General features: G+C 70.4%; 18 protein-coding genes. 6 read left to right on the forward strand and 12 right to left on the reverse strand.

The features are described 5' to 3' along the window. Positions 1–32 precede the first annotated feature (32 nt). On the reverse strand, positions 33–938 hold the full coding sequence (locus tag SY84_RS08870; RefSeq protein WP_046843717.1) for an SDR family NAD(P)-dependent oxidoreductase: 906 nt from the start codon (positions 936–938) through the stop codon (positions 33–35). Continuing rightward, positions 935–2,269: a flavin-containing monooxygenase gene (locus SY84_RS08875; RefSeq protein WP_046843718.1), complete on the reverse strand. Its 1,335-nt coding sequence runs from the start codon at positions 2,267–2,269 to the stop codon at positions 935–937. Before SY84_RS08875 ends, SY84_RS08870 begins: the two co-directional genes overlap by 4 nt. Before the next feature lie 102 nt (positions 2,270–2,371). On the opposite strand from SY84_RS08875, the gene SY84_RS08880 reads away from it, so the two are divergent. After that, positions 2,372–3,460, forward strand: coding sequence for an AraC family transcriptional regulator (locus tag SY84_RS08880; RefSeq protein ID WP_046843719.1), 1,089 nt, complete (start codon positions 2,372–2,374; stop codon positions 3,458–3,460). A 10-nt stretch (positions 3,461–3,470) separates the two neighbouring features. Here SY84_RS08880 and SY84_RS08885 read toward each other — a convergent pair whose 3' ends face one another. The 8 genes from SY84_RS08885 to SY84_RS08920 form a co-directional block, all read right to left on the reverse strand. Then, positions 3,471–4,262, reverse strand: a complete 792-nt coding sequence (locus tag SY84_RS08885; protein ID WP_052751092.1) for an SMI1/KNR4 family protein — start codon at positions 4,260–4,262, stop codon at positions 3,471–3,473. Between the two features lie 37 nt (positions 4,263–4,299). Further along, on the reverse strand, positions 4,300–4,959 hold the full coding sequence (locus SY84_RS08890; protein ID WP_081424687.1) for an endonuclease III domain-containing protein: 660 nt from the start codon (positions 4,957–4,959) through the stop codon (positions 4,300–4,302). A gap of 70 nt (positions 4,960–5,029) precedes the next feature. Continuing rightward, positions 5,030–5,212: a hypothetical protein gene (locus tag SY84_RS08895; RefSeq protein ID WP_046843721.1), complete on the reverse strand. Its 183-nt coding sequence runs from the start codon at positions 5,210–5,212 to the stop codon at positions 5,030–5,032. A 113-nt stretch (positions 5,213–5,325) separates the two neighbouring features. Continuing rightward, on the reverse strand, positions 5,326–6,807 hold the full coding sequence (locus SY84_RS08900; protein ID WP_046843722.1) for a dihydrolipoamide acetyltransferase family protein: 1,482 nt from the start codon (positions 6,805–6,807) through the stop codon (positions 5,326–5,328). A gap of 163 nt (positions 6,808–6,970) precedes the next feature. Beyond that, a complete protein-coding gene (locus SY84_RS08905; RefSeq protein ID WP_046843723.1) occupies positions 6,971–7,204 on the reverse strand; it encodes a hypothetical protein in 234 nt (77 codons plus the stop codon). A gap of 29 nt (positions 7,205–7,233) precedes the next feature. Beyond that, a complete protein-coding gene (locus SY84_RS08910) occupies positions 7,234–8,253 on the reverse strand; it encodes an alpha-ketoacid dehydrogenase subunit beta (protein ID WP_046843724.1) in 1,020 nt (339 codons plus the stop codon). Further along, a complete protein-coding gene (locus tag SY84_RS08915; protein WP_046843725.1) occupies positions 8,250–9,359 on the reverse strand; it encodes a thiamine pyrophosphate-dependent dehydrogenase E1 component subunit alpha in 1,110 nt (369 codons plus the stop codon). Before SY84_RS08915 ends, SY84_RS08910 begins: the two co-directional genes overlap by 4 nt. Positions 9,360–9,572: 213 nt before the next feature. Further along, on the reverse strand, positions 9,573–11,174 hold the full coding sequence (locus SY84_RS08920) for an aminotransferase class V-fold PLP-dependent enzyme (protein ID WP_046843726.1): 1,602 nt from the start codon (positions 11,172–11,174) through the stop codon (positions 9,573–9,575). A 134-nt stretch (positions 11,175–11,308) separates the two neighbouring features. On the opposite strand from SY84_RS08920, the gene mnmG reads away from it, so the two are divergent. From mnmG to parB, 5 genes are all read left to right on the forward strand, one after another. Further along, the gene (gene mnmG, locus SY84_RS08925; protein WP_046843727.1) at positions 11,309–13,120 is read left to right on the forward strand and encodes a tRNA uridine-5-carboxymethylaminomethyl(34) synthesis enzyme MnmG; all 1,812 of its coding nucleotides are present in this window, start codon (positions 11,309–11,311) and stop codon (positions 13,118–13,120) included. A gap of 105 nt (positions 13,121–13,225) precedes the next feature. Further along, on the forward strand, positions 13,226–13,570 hold the full coding sequence (locus SY84_RS08930; protein ID WP_046843728.1) for a hypothetical protein: 345 nt from the start codon (positions 13,226–13,228) through the stop codon (positions 13,568–13,570). Further along, a complete protein-coding gene (gene rsmG, locus SY84_RS08935; RefSeq protein WP_046843729.1) occupies positions 13,567–14,304 on the forward strand; it encodes a 16S rRNA (guanine(527)-N(7))-methyltransferase RsmG in 738 nt (245 codons plus the stop codon). The genes SY84_RS08930 and rsmG overlap by 4 nt, the downstream gene beginning before the upstream one ends. A gap of 34 nt (positions 14,305–14,338) precedes the next feature. Beyond that, positions 14,339–15,088 (forward strand): ParA family protein, encoded by a 750-nt coding sequence (locus SY84_RS08940; protein ID WP_046843730.1) that lies wholly within the window; start codon positions 14,339–14,341, stop codon positions 15,086–15,088. After that, positions 15,072–15,911: a ParB/RepB/Spo0J family partition protein ParB gene (gene parB / locus SY84_RS08945; protein ID WP_046843731.1), complete on the forward strand. Its 840-nt coding sequence runs from the start codon at positions 15,072–15,074 to the stop codon at positions 15,909–15,911. Before SY84_RS08940 ends, parB begins: the two co-directional genes overlap by 17 nt. 66 nt (positions 15,912–15,977) lie before the next feature. Here the strand turns inward: parB and SY84_RS08950 are convergent, their stop codons facing one another. Then, a complete protein-coding gene (locus SY84_RS08950; protein ID WP_081424554.1) occupies positions 15,978–17,402 on the reverse strand; it encodes a VanW family protein in 1,425 nt (474 codons plus the stop codon). A gap of 97 nt (positions 17,403–17,499) precedes the next feature. Further along, on the reverse strand, positions 17,500–18,498 hold the full coding sequence (locus SY84_RS08955; RefSeq protein WP_046843732.1) for a YpdA family putative bacillithiol disulfide reductase: 999 nt from the start codon (positions 18,496–18,498) through the stop codon (positions 17,500–17,502). Between the last annotated feature and the right edge of the window lie 40 nt (positions 18,499–18,538).

Genomic DNA, 18,538 nt, shown 5'->3' on the forward strand with positions numbered 1-18,538 from the left:
GCCGAGCCTACCCCTTCCAGGCGGGCACCTGATCAGGGCATCCGGGCAGAGTCGTGCGGGATGACGGCTGTCAGGCCACGCGCTTTCAGGTACCGCTGGCGGCCGCGTTCCCCGAGGACGTTCATCAGCGGCGTCAGGCGGGGCAGCAGGCCGGGCCACAGCATCGCCAGTCGGCCGGACAGGCCGTCCCCGTACGGCACGTAACGTTCCAGTCGCGGGCGGTGGATGCTGGCCAGGACGGCCTGCGCGACCTGCCGGGCGGTCTGGGGTTCGCTCAGGAAGTTCAGTGGGCTGCCGCCGTGCGTGGCCTCGTGGCGCAGCATGCCGGTGTCCACCCCGCCCGGCAGGATGGAGCTGACGAGCACACCCTGCCCCGCGAAGCGCTGCGCGAGGGCCAGCATCAGGCCGCGCAGCCCGAACTTCGAGGCGGTGTACACGGCGCTCTCGGCGATGGGGATGATGCCCGCCATGGACACGACGGTCACGATCTGCCCCTGCTGCCACGCGCCGCCCTGGTCGCGGCCCAGGCGCAGCCACGGGAAGAATTCGCGGCTGAGCAGCGCGGGGGCCAGCAGGTTCACGTTCAGTTCCGTCTCGATGGTGTCGGTCCGGCTGGTCTCGAAAGGTTCCACGATCACGACGCCCGCGTTGTTGATCAGCAGGTGGCACGCGCCATGCCGGTGGATGACCTCCTCGCGGATGCGGGTGATGTCCGCCGCGCGGGTCAGGTCGGCGGCGATGAGCTGCGCGGGGCGGCTCAGGCGGGCCTGCACGGCCTCCAGGCCGTCGCGGCGCAGGTCCACCAGGGCCAGCTGCGCCCCGGCGGCGTCGAGGGCCAGGGCGATCTCGGTGCCGATGGCCCCGGCGGCGCCGGTCACGACGGCCACGGCGCCCTGCGGGGTGCGGCCAGAGCGGGGAGTGAGGGCGGCGCGGGTCATGCGCTCACCGCCTGGCGGGCGGGGACGCTCAGGGCCGCCTCGTCCGGTTCGGGCCAGTTCAGGCGGCGGCACAGGGCGCGCAGGTGCGTCAGGAACGCGCGGCGCTGCACGTACAGCGCGTGCCGGGGGCTGTCCACGTGCGCGCCGCCGGACAGGTCGGTGCGGTCCTCGCGGATCAGGGTGTCGAAGGGTTGCGGCCCGCCGGGGTACGCCCGCTGCTCCAGCAGGTACTGCGTGAGCAGGTGCGCCATCCAGTCGGCCAGGGGGTACAGGGACCCGTCGGTTTCCAGGTACCCCAGCCCGAACAGGTTGTGGTGCGCGCGGTTGAACATGGTCAGGTACAGGTCCGGGCGTTCGGATTTCCATTCGAAGTACCGGCGGGCGTAGGGGATGTTCATGGTGTACCCGGTGGCGCAGATGATCAGGTCCACCGCCTCGCGCGTGCCGTCGCGGAACACGACGTCCGGGCCGTCCAGGCGCGCCACGTCGCCCTTCACGCGGATGTCCCCGTGCGCGAGGTGGTGCAGCAGCTGGTCGTTCACGATGGGATGCGATTCGAACAGGCGGTGGTCGGGTTTCGGCAGGCCCAGTTTCGTCAGGTCGCCGGTCACGAGGCGCAGCAGGCCCTGCATGACGGGCCGCTCGATGAACGCCGGGAGGTGCGGACCCCCGGCCGCCAGGGTGTCGGCGGGCCGCCCGAACACCCGCTTGGGAATGAAGTGGTACCCGCGCCGCATGCTGATGAACGCCGCGTCGGCGCTGCGGGCGGCGTCGCAGGCGATGTCGCACCCGGAATTCCCGGCGCCCAGCACCAGCACGCGCCGCCCCCGGAACTCGTCGGGGCTGGTGTACGTGACGCTGTGGCGGACCTCGCCGCCGAACACGCCGGGCAGTTCCGGCATCTGCGGTTCCCAGTTCGTGCCGGTCGCGCAGATCACCCCGGCGTACGTGCGGACCTGCCCGTCCGTGAAGGCCACCTGCCAGCCGCCCGGCATCTCCTGCACGTCCAGGACACCCACCCCGAAGCGGATGCGGCCGTACAGCCCGAACGTCCGCGCGAACGACCGCAGGTACGCGAGGATCTGCCGGTTGGTGGGGTAGTCGGGGTAGTCGGCGGGCATGGGGAACCCCAGGAACGCCGAGGTGGTCTTCGACGAGATGAAGTGTGCCGAGCGGTACATGGGCGTGCCCGGGTTCTCGATGTCCCAGATGCCGCCCACGTCGGTGTGGCGTTCCACCTGCTCGTAGGACAGGCCCGCCTGCGTGAAGGCGCGTGCGAGGGACAGGCCGCAGGGTCCGGCCCCGATGATCAGGTACGTGGGTTCGTTCATGTATGCCTCCGGTCTCCCCGGACCGGCCGGGCGAGGGTGCCGGTATGGAATCACGCGGCCCAGCGCGCGCCCAGGGTTACACTGGAGCGCCAGGGGGACCGAATGGGCAATGATCGGGAGACCGGATCGGACAGCCAGCACCCACCATCACCAGCCCTGGCGCCGCCGCGCCCGCTGCGGTTCGCGCCCGTCCTGTGGCGCGCCCTGCTCGCCGCCACGCGCGACCTCCCCCCCACGCACCCCCTGACGCGGCACCTGCGGCACTGGCGCGCGGAACTGGACGCCGCGCAACCCCCACCGCAACTGAACGCCCCGCAGGTGAACACCCTGATCCGCGCGGCCCTGCCCGGCCTGCCCCCCCACGCACCCGGCCTCGAGATCGGCGCCGCGCAGACCCTGACCGCCTTCGGCCCCGCCGGGTTCGCCATGATGACCGCCCCCACCGTCGGCGACGCCCTGCACATCGGCCTGCGCTTCCAGCACCTGATCGGCACGCCCCTGATCCTGCGCGCCACCCAGCACCCGGGCGAACTGCACCTGCACCTGCGCGCCGGGGCGGAACTGCACGCCGACGTGGAACGCTTCCTGACCGAGGAATTCATCGCCAGCCTGCTCGGCATCCTCCGCCAGGAGACCGGGCGCGACCTGCGCCCCCACCGCACCGACCTGACCGGGCCGTCCCCACCGCTGGACGGCCGCCTGCGCTACCACGCGGCGTTCGGCCCCGTCACGTTCGGCGCGCCGCACAGCACCGTCGTCCTGCCCGGCGCGTGGCTGACCCTGCCCCTGCTGCGCGCCGACCCCGCCACGCACCGCGACGCCCTGGCGTGGTGCGGCCGCCTGACCCACGCGGCCCCCCCGCAGTCCGACCAGACCTTCGACGCGCAACTGCGCGACTGCCTGCGCCTCCAGCCACCCCACGACCGCGACCTGGGCACCGTCGCCGCGCTGCTGGGCCTACACCCCCGCACGGTCCGCCACCGCCTGTCCCGCCTGGGCACCACCTTCCGCGAGGTCCGCGCCGGGGTGCTCCTCGACGAGGCCCGCGAGTGGCTGACCCACACCCCGGACTCGACCGAGACGGTCGCGCAGCGCCTGGGCTTCAGCGACGCCCGCAGCTTCCGCCGCGCCCTGAAAGCCTGGACGGGCCACACCCCACAGGAACTCCGCCAGCACCCCGACAGGGAGTGAACGGCCCGGGTCAGTGGGGGCGGGTGTCCATGCGCTCGGGGGCCGCGCCGAACGCGGGGAACAGGTCTGCCAGCACGACGTACCCGTCCGGGGCGCGTCCGCCGGGTTCCTGAAGGCGCACCTCCCAGGTCTCGTCATGAAAACCGCTCAGGCGCCGCACCGTCACCCGGCCTGATTCCAGGCGGCGCAGGTACTCCCGCAGGAAGGTGTCGAGATCGGGCGCCAGCACGAACCGGTGTTCCTCGTCGCGGCCCGTCGTGATGACCTGCCCTGGCCGCCCAGTCGGGCCGGGATGAAGATCGAGCGCCACGTGGTTCCCGCCCCCGTCGTGCAGGAACGGCAGCCAGTCGCCCGTGGCATACAGCAGGCGGATCGCGCCGGGCGGGTGCGACACCACGACCTCGTCCAGATCGGTCATGCGGTCGGCGGCGAGTTCCGCCCACGCCACCCGCTGGAATTCCAGATGCTCCAGGCTCAGGAATTTCAGGCCGAACAGGTCGCCGCCGTCATGCCAGCGGTACAGGGCGCGCAGGGCCGGGGGCAGCGTCACGCCCTGCCGCACCTCGAAGGCGTCCAGCGCGGCGTCCGTCACGCCGGGGCGCAGCGTGGCGTGGTGCAGCGGGACCTCGCGCGCCACCCAGGCGTCCAGGCGGGCCAGCAGTTCGGGAATGTCACGGGGTTCGGGCAGGGTCACGGGTGTCACGCGGCGTATCTCCAATGGCGGCGGGCGGTCCGCCCACACGCCCGTCGTGGCGTACGGGATCGCCGGGACGATCAGCAGGGGCAGCAGCCAGCGCCACATGCCCCCAGCGTGACACAGCGGGCTAGGGCGCGCCGCCTCAACCCTTCCAGGCGGGCACCCCATCCCCGTACTGGGCGTGGGCGTCGCAGCGGGAACGCAGGACGCACGCGCCGCACTTCGGGTCGTACCACGAGCAGACCCGCTGCCCGTGCCGGAGCAGGTTCACGTGCAGTTCGTACAGGAACGCCGGGTCGGGCGGCAGCAGCTTCAGGAGGGCGCGGTGCGCGGCCTGTTCGCCCATCTTCGGGATGGCGCCCACACGGGTCGTGACGCGGTGGACGTGCGTGTCCACCGGGAACACCGGGCGGGCAAAATTGAACAGCAGCACCAGGCTGGCGGTCTTGATGCCCACGCCGGGCAGGTCCGTCAGGAATTTCAGGGCGTCCTTGACGGGCAGGTCGCGCAGGAAGTTCAGGTCGTACCCGCCGGGCGAGTCGCGCAGCGCGGCCAGGGTCGCCTGGATGCGCGGGGCCTTGCTCTCGGGGTAGTTGCTGCGGCGGATGGCGTGCGCCACGGCCTCCACGGGCGCGGCGATGATGGCGTCCCAGTCGCCCAGCGTCCGCAGTTCCCGGTACGCGGCTTCCTCGTCGGCGTGCGTGGTGCGCTGTGAGAGGATCGTGCTGATCAGTTCGTGCAGCGGCTCCCGGCGGGGCTTCAGGGGGCGCTCGCCGTACTCGGGCCGCAGGGTGCCGTGCATCCACACGAGCAGCGCGGCCCGCTCGTCATCCGGGCGGGCCACGTTCAGGGTCGTTTCAGCTGTCACGGCCTCAGGACTGGTTGGGGGTGCTGTCGCCCTCCACCTCGTCGCGGCCACCCTCGGCGGGTTCGGGCTTCGCAGCGGGGTCGATGTTCGGGTCCTTGCCCTTGGCCTCGTCGGGAATGGTGTGGCTCTGGCCCTCGGCGGGGCTGCTGTTGGCAGGGTCGTACCCGGTCTTCTGCTCGTCGCTCATGCCCTCAGCTTGCGCCGTCCCGGCTAGCGGGAAGATGCGAGGCGCCTCAGGAGCCCTTCATGCGAGAGGAGGCGAACCCGACTGGCCGGCCGCCTCTCCTCGCCCAGTCGGATTTACATCGCTTCGAGCATCAGCCGGTCGGGATTTTCGAGCAGGCGGATGACTTCCTTGCAGAAGCGCGCGGCCTCGGCGCCGTCCACGAGGCGGTGATCGAAGGACAGGCTGAGGTACATCATGTGCGCCACGACGATGTTGTCGTACTCGTCCACGATGGGCCGCTTCTGGATGGAGTGGATGCCCAGGATGGCGGCGTCGGGCACGTTGATGATCGGGAAGGAGAACAGTGCGCCGATCGAGCCGATGTTCGTGACGCTGAAGGTGCTGCCCGCCAGTTCGTCCGCCTGGAGTTTGCCGCCCTGGGCGCGCACGGCGAGGTCGCTGACTTCCCGGGCGAGGTCGAAGACGCTCTTGTGGTTCACGTCCTTCAGGACGGGCACGGTCAGGCCCGCGTCGGTGGCGACGGCCATGCCGATGTTGTAGTAGCGCTTCTGGACGATCTCCTGAGTGGCCTCATCGAAGCTGGTGTTCAGGCTGGGGAACTTCCGCAGCGCTGCGGCGACGGCCTTGAAGATGAACGGCAGGTACGACAGCTTCACGCCAGCCGCGGCGGCGTCGTCCTTGACGCGCGCGCGGAACTCGACGAGTTTGCTGAGGTTCACCTCGTCCACCGTCAGGGTGCGCACCGTGTACAGGTGGCTGGCCTGCATCTGGTTGCTGATGGCGCGGCGCATGCCCCGCAGCGGCACGCGGTCTTCAAGGTGCTCGTAGCCCTTGGGCGTGCGGTACTGCACGGGCGCGACGGGCAGGCCGCCCGCAGCGGGGGCCTTCGCGGCGGGGGCAGCGGCGGGCTGGGCGGCCTGTGCGGGCGCCTGGGCCGGGGCGGCGGGCTGCGCGGGGGCCGACTGGCCCTGGTTGATGCCCTGGTGGGCCAGCACGTCGCTCACGCGGATGCGGCCGTTGGGGCCACTGCCACGCACCTGCGTCAGGTCGAGGTTCAGTTCGCGCGCCAGCTGCCGCGCGGCGGGCACGGCCAGCACGCGGCCGTCCGCGCGGGTCGGCTGGGTGGGGGCGGCGGGGGCGGATAGCTGACGCGCGCCGAGGCCCTGCACCTGCACCTTCTCGTCACTGGAGAACGCCTTGAAGAGGCTGGTGGAATCGTCGTCGGCCCCCTTCTGGAGGTGTCCGGCCTCGACGATGCTGCCGCCCACCTGCTCGCGTTCCTCCTGCGCCTGCGTGCTCAGCGGCTCAGCAGCGGGGGCGGGGGCAGTGGCGGCAGGTGCGGGGGCAGCGGCGGCCCCGCCGGTCTCGTCGATCAGGGCGATGGCGGCGTGCACGGCCACCACGTCCCCCTCGCCAGCGAGGCGCCTACTGAGCACCCCGGCGACCGGGCTGGGGAGTTCCACGGTGACCTTGTCGGTCATGACCTCGCACAGGGGTTGTTCCAGGGCGATGGTGTCGCCCTCCTGCACCAGCCATTTCAGGATTTCACCCTCGACGACGCTCTCGGCCAGTTCGGGCAGCAGCACTTCTTTCATGGTGGACCTCGTTTATCGGTGGTCAGGGGTCTTGAGGGCGGTGTTCCCGAAAGCCCCTGACCCGAGCGGAGCGAGAAACCGTGATGCACAGCGGTTTGGAGTGGAGTGGACGGGAGTGCTTTCCTCACGGCCACGGAACGGAGAAACGCGGTGGTGTGTCGGTTCAGCGCAGCACGGTGGCGCGCAGCAGTCCGTAGATGAGCAGCAGGAGGCCCAGCCCCTGGATCCAGCGTTCCCCGCGGGCGTACACCCAGGCGCCCACGCCCAGCAGGGCGAACATGCCGCCAATGGCGGCGCTCTGCCAGGGTTCGGCCAGTTTTCCCGCGAGGGCGTACAGCGTGAAGCCGATCAGCAGGCCCAGGGTGCCCAGCAGGGGGCGCAGCAGGTCAGGTCGCATGGAGACAGCTTAGGGGCCAGGGGATGGGGTCAGTAGTTGAGCGCCTGGACGCAGGCGGCCACGATGCGGTTCGCGCCGGGCAGGTACACCTTGTCCTGCACGTACGGGTACGGCGTGTCGAAGCCCGCCACCTGCCCGACGGGGGCGGTCAGGGAATCGAAGGCCTGCTCCTGGATGACGTACGCGACCTCACCCATGAAGTTGCTGATGCGCGGCGCCTCGCTGACGAGGACGGCCCGGCCGGTCTTCTGGACGCTGGTCAGGACCCGGTCGCGGTCCCAGGGGACCAGGGAGCGCAGGTCGATGACCTCCACGCTGACGCCCTCGGCGGCCAGGGCGTCGGCGGCCTTCTCCAGATCGGGCATCACGCCGCCGTACCCGATGAGGCTCAGGTCGCTGCCCTCGCGGCGGATGGCCGCCTCGCCCAGTTTCACGACGTAGTCGTGGTCGGGCACCTCGCCCTTCGCGGCGCGGTAGAGGCGCTTGGGTTCGAAGTAGATGACGGGGTCCTCGCCGCGCAGCGCGGCCTTCAGCAGGCCCTTGGCGTCGTAGGGGGTGCTGGGCATGACGACCTTCAGGCCCGGGGTGTGCGTGTAGTAGCTCTCGGGGCTCTGGCTGTGGTGGTGCCCGCCCTTCACGCCGCCGCCCGAGGGGGTGCGGATGACCATGGGGGCCGTGAACTGCCCGCCAGAGCGGTAGCGGATCTTGGCGGCCTGCGAGATGATCTGGTCGAAGCCGGGGCCCATGTAGTCCGCGAACTGGATTTCCGCGATGGGGCGCAGGCCGCGCACGGCCATGCCGACGGCGGCGCCGACGATGCTGGCCTCGCTGAGGGGCGTGTCGAACACGCGGTTCTTGCCGAAGCGTTCCTGAAGTCCGGCGGTGGCCATGAACACGCCGCCGCGCGCGCCGACGTCCTCGCCGAACAGCACGACCCTTGAGTCGCGTTCCATCTCCTCGGCGATGGCCTCGGTGACGGCCTGGATGAGGTTGATGGTTCGGCCGGTCGTCATGGGGGCAGCCTCCGGGCGGGTCTGGGTGGCGGTCACGCGCGGCCTCCGGTCTGCTCGGCGCGCAGGAACGCCTCCTGCTGGCGCAGGTGGTCGGGCAGGTCGGCGTACACGTCCTCGAACATGATGCGCCAGTCGGGCTGCCCGGTCGCCTCGGCGGCGAGGACCTGTTCGTCCACCTCGCGGTGCGTCTGCGCGATCATCGCGGCGCGCTCCTCGGCGGTGACGGGGTGGCCCAGGTGCGCCAGGAGGTTCTCTAGGCGGGTGATGGGGTCGCGGGCCAGCCACGCGTCGACTTCCTCGCGGGTGCGGTAGTGCTTCTCGGCGTCCGCGTCCGCGTTGCTGTGCGAGCCGACGCGGTAGGTCAGGCACTCGACCAGCGCGGGACCCTGGCCGCTGCGGACCTGCTCGGCGGCGTATCCGCAGACTTCCATCACGGCGATGATGTCGTTGCCGTCCACGTAGTAGCCGGGCATGCCGTAGGCCTTGGCCTTGATGTGGATGGTCTCGCTGGCGGTCTGCTCGCGGATGCTGGTGCTGATCGCCCACTGGTTGTTCTCGCAGATGAACAGTGCGGGGGCCTGCGCGGCGCCCGCCATGTTCATCCCGGCGTGCCAGTCGCCCTCGCTGGTCGCGCCGTCCCCGAAGGTGCACACCGTGATCTCGTCCACGCCGAGGTACTTCTGCGCCATGGCGTTCCCGGCGGCGGGCGGCACCTGCGACGCGATGCTGGAGCTGATGGACACGAAGTTCTGGCGCTGCGCGGCGAAATGGTGCGGCATCTGGCGGCCCCGGCAGGAGTCGCTGTTGGTGCCCAGGCACTGGCTGATCAGTTCGGACATGGGGACGCCCATGGCGAGGCCCAGGGTGTGGTCGCGGTAGTACGGCCAGACCCAGTCGTGCCCGACGCGAATGGAGCGGGCGAGGCCCACCTGGGTGGCTTCCATGCCGCTGGACTGCGCGTAGAAGGTGGTGCGGCCCTGCCGGAGCAGCGTGATGAGTTTGCGGTCGAATTCGCGCGCCTGGAGCATCAGGCGGTGCAGGTCGCGCAGCACCTCGGGCGTGTAGCGCTCCGGGAGGGGCTGCACCGGCATCCCGTCTTCCGCGACGAAGCGGATGGGTTCGGGGGTGAAGGGTTGAATCATGGGCTGGGGCCTCCTGACCGGTGCGCCCCACCCGCGCGGCGGGGGAGGGACCGGAAGTTCATCTGTCTAGCAAACGCTCGTTAGGCATTTTAGACGGTTTGCCCATGAGGCGCGAATCCTGCCCCCTGAACCTGAACCGATTCCAGACCTGTTCCACTCCTCACGCCCCGCGCAGACACCCTTATGCGTCCTGCCAAGCTGGACATGACAGGCTCAGTGGGCGAAGAACACCAGATCGTCCGGCACGTGCGGGGGCACCACCCTCCCCTCCCCTGCCAGGTTCAGTCCCTCGGCCAGCGCACGCGCCTCCTGCAGGTACGCCGCGTAAGGCACCGGACCCGTCCCGGTCAGTGGCCGCACGTTCCCGAACAGATCCATCGGCGCGGCGTCCGCAGGGTGCGTCCACGCGCCCGAATTCCAGTCGAAGGCGTACAGCGGCACGAAGCGCTCCCCAAACTCTGCAATGAACTCGACCGCGTCCAGCAGGAACTGCACCTCGGCGTCCGTCGCCCAGGGCGCCAGGTTCAACCTCGTCCAGCCGGGCTTCACGCCGTCCACGTGGTTCAGCGCGCACTGCATGTACCGCTCGCTGGTCTGGTCGTCCACGTTCAGCAGCACGTGCCCGTACGGCCCGGCGCACGCGCAGCCACCCCGCGCCTGAATCCCGAACAGGTCGTTCAGCAGCCGCACCACCAGCCGCGGGTGCAGTTGCCGACCATCGGCCGTGAAGGTCAGGAAGGACAGGAACGCCAGCCGCGGCGCCTCCAGATTCCCCAGCAGCCGCACGCGCGGGTTGGCGGTCAGGCGGGTCAGGGCGCGGCTGAACAGCTCGTGTTCCCGCTCGGTGATCCGAGCGGCCCCCACTTCCGCCTTCACGCGGAACGCCAGCGCCGTGCGGATCTTCCCGAGAATCGCGGGCGTCCCGGCGTCCTCGCGGGCCTCGATGTCGTCCACGTAGATCTGCCGCTCGCGGTTCACGAAGCGGACCGTGCCGCCCCCCGGCGTGCTGGGCACCGCCAGCCGGTACAGGTCCTCGCGGAAGCACAGCAGGCCCGGCGTGCCGGGGCCGCCCACGAACTTGTGCGGGCTGAGGAACACCGCGTCATACCCGTCGGGGCGACCCGGTTTCATGTCGATGGTCACGTACGGGCCGCTGGCCGCAAAGTCGAAGAACGCGTACGCGCCGTGCGCGTGCAGGATACGCGCCACCGAGCGGGTGTCGGTCAGCAGGCCGGTCACGTTGCTCGCGGCGCTGAACGACCCGATCTTGGGTCGCCCCGCGTAGCTGGGGTCCTTCAGCGCAGCCACCAGGGCGTCCAGGTCGAGGTTCCCGCGTTCGCACAGCGGGATCTCCACGACCTCGGCCAGCGTCTCGCGCCAGCTGATCTCGTTGCTGTGGTGCTCGTACGGGCCGACGAACACGACCGGCCTCTCCCCCACCGGCATCCCGGCCAGGATCGCGGCGCGGTGGTGCGCACCCACCGTCAGGCCCAGGATGTCCTGCATGCGCCGCACGGCCGCCGTGCTGCCGGAACCGCAGAACACCAGCTTGCACGTCCGGTCACCGCCCAGCTGCTCCTTGACGTACTCGGCCGCCTGATGGGTCAGGTGCGTGGAATGCGCGCCAGTCGCGCTGTCCTCGGTGTGGGTGTTCGCGTACAGCGGCAGCGCCAGGGTCGCGACGCGCTCCTCGACGCTGCGCAGCGCGCGGCCCGACGCGACGTAATCGGCGTACGTGACGCGCCGCTCCCCGAAGGGCGTGCGGATCACGGTGTCGGTCCCGATCAGGTCGGCACGCAGCTGCTCGAAGTTCATCCCCCCATGGTAGGCGGGCGGTCAGCGCGACTCAACGGCCCTGATCGGCTGGGCCGGTCACCCCCGGCGGGGTCCATACCGCGCCGCACGGGATCACCGTTTCCCATGTGCCGGACAGGTACACTGGTGGGCTGATGAGCGGCTGGAATGTCTTGGTCATAGGTGGTGGGCACGCGGGACTGGAAGCGGCGTGGGCCGCCGCGAAGTTCTCCCGCGTGGCCCTGCTGATCGGGAACCCCGCCACCGTGGGCCGCATGCCCTGCAACCCCGCGGTGGGCGGCCCCGGCAAGAGCCAGCTGGTGTTCGAGTTGCAGGCCCTGGGCGGCCTGATGGGCCGACTGGCCGACGAGACCGCGATCCACACCCGTACCCTGAACGCCAGCAAGGGTCCTGCCGTGCAGTCCCTGCGCGTGCAGAACGAACGCGACGCCTACGCCGAGCGGGCACAGGACGTGATATTCGGGCATCCGAATATCGACATCCTGCGTGGCGAGGCCGCCGATCTGGAAAGTGACGGACAGGGGGGCTGGCTGGTCGTCACGACCGACGGGCGCCGACTGGCGGCGCGCAGCGTCGTGGTCGCGGCGGGGACGTTCATGCGCGGCGTGACGTGGTACGGGCGGCAGTCCCGCGCCGAGGGCCGCCAGGGCGAGCCGCCCGCACGCTTCCTGTCCGCGCCGCTGGCCCGCGCCGGGCACGTCCTGAAGCGCTACAAGACCGGCACGCCGCCGCGCGTGCGGGCCGACGCGGTGAACTTTGCAGAACTGCTGGAGATCCCCGCCGATCCGGACCCGCGCGGCTTCACGGGCACGCCGGGCCCGCGCGCGGCCGAGTCCCCCACCTGGCAGACGCACACGACCGCCGAGACGCACCGCCTGATCAACGAGAACCTGCACGAGTCCCCGATGTACTCCGGGGATATCGAGGGTCTGGGGCCGCGTTACTGCCCCAGCATCGAGGACAAGGTCGTGCGCTTCGCGCATCACGACCGGCACCTGCTGTTCGTGGAGCCGGACGGCGTGCAGACCAGCGAGGTGTACCTGCAGGGCTTCAGCTCGTCGCTGCCGCCGCACCTACAGGACGCGCTGGTGCGCTCATTGCCGGGCTTCGAGCAGGCGGTCATCCAGCGGTACGCGTACGCCGTGGAATACGACGTGGTGGACTCGCTGGAACTGTCCCTGAACCTCGAATCGAAGCTGATGCCGGGCGTGTTCACCGCCGGGCAGATCAACGGCACGAGCGGCTACGAGGAGGCGGCAGCGCAGGGCCTGATCGCCGGGACGGCCGCGGCCCGCCGCGCGCTGGGCGAGCAGGAGGCGTTCATCGGGCGCGAAACCGGGTACATCGGCGTGTTGCTGGACGAACTGGTGTTCAAGGGCAGCAACGAGCCGTACCGCATGATGACCAGCCGCGTGGAGCACCGCCTGCTGGTGCGTCAGGACAACGCCGACGAGCGCATGACGCCCATCGGGCATGCGCTGGGGCTGGTGGACGACGCGGAACTGGCGCGGGTGCAGGCCAAGTACGCGCGGGTGCAAGGCGGTATCGCGGCGCTGGAGGGGCAGCGGGTGCAGGGCCAGACCGGGGACGCGTGGCTGCGCCGCCCGGAGTTCAGCCTGCCGGACGTGGAGGCGCTGGGCGTGACCCTGCCCGAGCTGTCGCCCGCCGAGCGCGAGGCGGTGGAGATCCGCGTGAAGTACGCCGGGTACATCCGCCGGGCCGAGGTGCAGCTGCGGGCCGAGGACCGCTCGCGCGGCCTGAGCCTGGAGGGCATCGATTTCAGTGGGATCGCGGCGCTGTCGAACGAGGCGCGCGAGAAACTGGGCCGCGCCCAACCCCGGACCGTGGAGCAGGCCAGCCGGATTTCCGGCGTGCGGCACGCGGATATCAGCGCGCTGCTGGTGCACCTGAAGCAGCGGGGCGGAGACGTTTCACGGGAAACCTGACGGTGAAACAAGACGGATCGGAGGGTGATCTTCCCTCCGATCCTTCCGTCGCTTGACCACACCTGCGTTTCACGGGAAACTTGACGGTGAAACAAGGGAGGTTCGATGACCGGAGCAGTGAACACCACCAACACCCCCTTCGAGGACGGCCTGCTGCTGGGCATCCTGATCGGCGAGGGCCACTTCGGCGGGGACGGCAAGCAGCCGCAGATCACGCTGCGGATGCACACCCGCCACCAGAAACTCTTCGAGACGCTGCTGCGCCTGTGCCCCGGCTCGAAACTGTACGGGCCGTACAACCACGGCGGCAGGCGCTATTTTCAGTGGATGGCGCGCGGCGAGGTGCTGCGCGAGACGCTGCTGCCCCTGCTGGACCGGCTGCCGCTGGAGGACATCGATGAACACGTCTACGAGAGGTATCAGGATATGAAAGTCAGGTACGGCCTGTGACGCCCGAGGGCCAGGCACTCCTCGGTCAGGGCGCGGCAGAACTCGGCCTGAACGTCGAGGGGCAGCTGCCGCAGTTCGAACAGTTGCTGGACCTGCTGGTCGAGGCGAACAGCCGCGTGAACCTCACGGCGCTGAAGACGGAATCGGACATCGTCCTGAAGCATTTCGTGGATTCCCTGAGCTGCCTGCGCGGTGGGCATCTGGACGGCGCGGGCCTGCGGGTGCTGGACATTGGGACCGGGGCGGGCTTCCCGACGCTGCCGCTGGCGATCGTGCGCCCGGAGGTGGCCTTCACGCCGCTCGACTCCATCCGCAAGAAGATCGACTTCGTGCGCTCGGCGGCCGAGGCGCTGAACCTGACAGGTGTGACGCCGCTGGTGGGCCGCGCCGAGACGCTGGGCCGCGACCCGGAACACCGCGAACGCTACGACCGGGTGGTGTGCCGCGCGGTGGCGGCCCTGCCGATCCTGGCGGAACTGGGCCTGCCGCTGCTGAAGCCCGGCGGGCTGCTCGTGGCGCAGAAGGGGCCGATCAGCGAGGAGGAACTGCACGCCGGTCGCCGCGCGGCGGGCGAGGTCGGGGGCGGCGTGACCGAGGTGGACGCCTTCACCCTGCCGGTGCTGGGCGACGCGCGCACCCTGGTCGTGATCGAGAAGGTCGGACCCACCCCGAAGAAGTACCCCCGGCGCGAGGGCGTACCGAACGCGCAGCCGCTATTCTGGACGGCACGGTGAACGGCATGCGACACGAACACACGCGGGGGCTGCGGTGAAGGTCCTGGGCGTCGTCAATCAGAAGGGCGGGGTGGGCAAGACCACGACCGCCGTCAACCTCGGCGCGTACCTCGCGGCGGGCGGGAAACGCGTGCTGCTGCTGGACATGGACCCGCAGGCGAACGCCACGAGCGGCCTGGGACAGCGCGGCGCCACGCAGGGTCTGTACGAGGCGCTGGGCGAACCGGCCCGTGCCGCCGAGTACACCGTGGAGACCGTGCAGGCGAACCTCTTCCTGCTGCCCGCCACGCCGGACCTTGCGGGGGCGGGCGTGGAACTCGCGGAGGACCCGGACGCCCTGACGCGTCTGCTGGCGTCCATCAGCGGGTACGACGTGGTGCTGATCGACGCGCCGCCCAGCCTGGGGCCGCTGACCGTGAACGTGCTGGCTGCCGCCGACGCGCTGCTGATTCCCCTGCAGGCCGAGTACTACGCCCTGGAGGGCCTCGCGGGCCTGATGGAGACGGTCGAGCGCGTGCAGGGCGGCCTGAACCCCCGCCTGAAGGTGCTTGGCGTCGTGCTGACCATGTTCGACGGGCGCACGAACCTCTCGCAGGACGTCGAGAGCATGGTCCGGCAGCACTTCGGGGAGCTGGTGTTCTGGTCGGTCGTGCCGCGCAACGTGCGCCTGTCCGAGGCGCCCAGCTTCGCCAAGCCCATCAACGCGTTCGCGCCGCTCTCGGCGGGCGCGGCGGCGTACAAGCGCCTGAGCGAGGAGGTGATGCAGCGTGTCGAAAAAATCTAGCCTGGGCCGCGGCCTGGACGCGCTGCTCGGCAAACCCGCCGAGAGTGCGCCGGGTGCGCAGGTGCAGTCCCTGAAGATCGAGAAGATCGTGCAGGCGGCGTACCAGCCGCGTCAGGTGTTCACGCCGGAATCCTTGGCTGAACTCGCGCAGAGCATCCGCGACAAGGGCGTGCTGCAACCCCTGCTCGTGCGCCCGCGCGACGACCACTTCGAGATCGTGGCTGGGGAACGCCGCTGGCGCGCCAGTCAGCTGGCCGGGTTGACCGAACTGCCGGTGATCATCCGGGACCTCGGGGACCGCGAGGCGCTGGAGATTGCGATCGTGGAGAACCTGCAGCGCGAGGATCTGGGCGCGCTGGAAGAGGCCCGCGCGTACCAGGCGCTCATGGAGCAGGGCCTGAATCAGGAGGGCGTGGCGCAGGCGGTCGGCAAGAGCCGCAGCGCCGTGTCAAACGCCCTGCGCCTGCTGACGCTGCCCGCCCCGGCCCTGCGCGCGCTGGACGACGGGCAGATCAGCGCCGGGCACGCCCGCGCGATCCTCGCGCAGCCCGACACGGACCGCGCCTGGGCGCTGGAGCAGATCACGGCCCGCAGCCTGAGCGTCCGCGAGGCCGAGGCCCTCAAGCGCGAGAAGCGCGAGCCGACGCCGATCAAGGTGAACCCGCCGCGCGCGTTCCGGCAGGTGGAACTCGACCTGAGCCGCCGCACCGGCACCCGCGTGCGCATCACGGGTGAGGACAAGGGCCGCGTGGAACTGAACTACGCGTCCCGCGAGGAACTCGACCGGATTCTGGAGATCCTGGGCTACGCCGCCGAGGAATAACCGCATCGGCGAGGACAACAGGCGAGAGGCGGCCCCGGTGACTGGGGCCGCCTCTTGTTCACGCGGTCAGCGGGTGCCGACGAGGTAGATGTTCGGCCAGGGGCGGTAGGTGCTCTTGAGGGTGTCCTGCTTGAAGGCCTTGCCGTCCCGCATGAACTTGCGGGTGACCTCAATCACGGCGCCGGGCGCCGCCCAGTCCACCTGCTTGCGCTGCCCCCTGGCCAGCGTGGCGTCGGGGATCAGCCGGTCGGCGGGGGAGGGCGTTGTGCTCAGGGTGCGGGGCGCGCCGATCTCGACGGTGAAGTCGCGCGCCTTGCCGAACACGGTCACGGTCAGGGTGGAGGACTCGTCGTCCCAGTCGCTCTGGAACCACAGGGAGCCGCCGGTGTCGTTGGCGAACTTCAGGTCCAGGCTGGGCTGGTAGATGGTCGCGTCCAGGCCCTGTGGGTCGTAGTAGTGCACCTGATAGGAGTGGTTCTGGCGTTGCAGGACCGGCAGGCCCGCCGCGTACAGCGCGCGGAACACGGTCGTGCTGACCTGACAGATGCCGCCGCCCACGCCGTTCGCCGTTCTTTCTCCGGCAATCACCAGCCCGGTCACGAAACCCGCGCCGGTGGTGATGGGGCCGACCATCTGGTTGAACGACACGGTCTTCCCGTCCAGCAGACGGTCCTGGAAGCGGCGGGTGCCGACGTGGATGTTCGTGACACGGGCGGCGCTGCTGCCGTAGTAGTTCGTCTGCCCGGTGCCCAGGTGCGCGGTGATGCCGCGCGACGCGAAGTAGTCCAGCGTGCGTTTCGGCGCGACCTGCCCGGTCACGGGGACGCTCACCCTGATGCCTTTGGGATCCCTAATGGCGGCCAGCAGGTTCGCGCGGGCCTTCGCGGCGTCTACCTTCAGCCCATTGCGCTGCACGACCGCCCAGCCGTCCCAGAGTTCCTCGAAGCGGGCGTCCTGCGCGGTGGTGGGAAGGGCCTTCAGGAAGGCAGTCAGTTCCTGATCCAGACTCTCGGTAATCACGCCGCGCGCCCGGATGACCTCCACGCGCTTGCCGGGAATGGTCAGGGTGCGGCTGAACGGCACGGTCGTCTTCCTGCCGTTCACGAGCGCAGGCCACTGGGCCTCCACCGTGATCAGCAGCGGGGCCGTGATCTTCGCCGGGACCGGGGTGACCTGGGGCGTGGGGGTCGGCGGCGCGGGCTGAGGCAACGGGGTCGGGGCCGGGCTGGGTTCAGGCGCCGGGGTAGGTTCCGGGGTTGGCTGAGGTGATGGAGTCGGCTGGGGCTCCGGCGCGGGCGTCGGTGCGGGGGTCGGCTCCGGCTGTGGGGCGGGCGGCGTGGGCGGCAGTGCAGGGATGGGGAGGGCCGGGATGGTCTGCGCCGGTGGGGGAGGGGAGGGCTCCGTGCCCGTCTGGGCCAGGGCGGCGGTCACGAGGGAACCACTGAGCAGCAGGGCACCCAGGGTCAGGGCGCGCCGGGAGGCGGGGGTCATGCCGCGAGTATTCCACGCGCCCCGGCCCGCTCCATGAAAAGAACCTCCATGAAAGAGGCCGCCCGGCGGGATGGACCGGGCGGCCCCACGACTTGATTCAGGCGGGCTGCACGCCCCGCTCGGCCAGCTGCCGCGCGATCTCCGCGACGGCGTGATCGGCGTGGAAGCGGCCGTTCTCGATGAACACCTGATTCGTGCGGCCCGCGAAGCCCGCGCTACCCACCACGAACAGACCCGGCACACTGCTCTGGTAGTGCTCGTCCAGCACGAGGCACTCGTCCGGCTGCGTGGCGAGCCTCAGGCCATCCAGGAACGAGAGGTCGGGGCGGTACCCGGTCAGCGCGAACGTGAAGTCGGTCGGCAGCTCCCAGGTGGTACCGTCTTCGCGCTGCACGACCACGTGCTCGGGGTGGATCTCAACCACGCGGGAGTTGAAGTGCGCCGCGATGCTCCCTTCCTTGATGCGGTTTTCCAGATCCGGGCGCACCCAGTACTTGATGGTGCTCTTCAGTTCGGGCGCGCGGACGACCATGGTGACGTTCACGCCGCTGCGCCACAGGTCCAGCGCGGCGTCGGCGGCGCTGTTCCCGGCGCCGATCACGGTGACGTTCAGGCCCATGAACGGGTGCGCCTCGGTGTAGTAGTGGCTGACGTTCTCGCCGTCCTCACCGGCGATGCCCAGCGCCAGGGGGTTGTCGTAGTACCCGGTGGCGACCACCACACGCCGTGCCTCCACGACGCCGGGCGTCCCGTCGCGCTTCTCGACCTCCAGCGTGAAGCCCGCCGGGGCGGCGTGCACGCGCGTCACCTCGGTGTACTGCTCGACGTTCAGGGCCTCACGCTGCGCGACCAGCCGGTAGTACATCAGCGCGTCACGGCGGTCCGGTTTGTCGTGCCCGGTCACCATGGGGTGATTCCCGATCTCCAGTTCCGGCGCGGTCGTGAAGAACGACATGTAGGTGGGGTACTCGAAGATCGCGTTCACCACGCAGCCCTTCTCCAGCACCACGTAACTGAGGCCCGCACGCTTGCAGGCGATGGCGGCAGCGAGACCCACCGGGCCCGCTCCGACGATGGCGACATCCACCAGACTCATGAGCGGCATTCTGCCAGCCGCGCCCTGCCCCAGTCTGCGG

It is taken from the genome of Deinococcus soli (ex Cha et al. 2016) (assembly GCF_001007995.1).
Taxonomy (GTDB): Bacteria; Deinococcota; Deinococci; order Deinococcales; family Deinococcaceae; genus Deinococcus; species Deinococcus soli.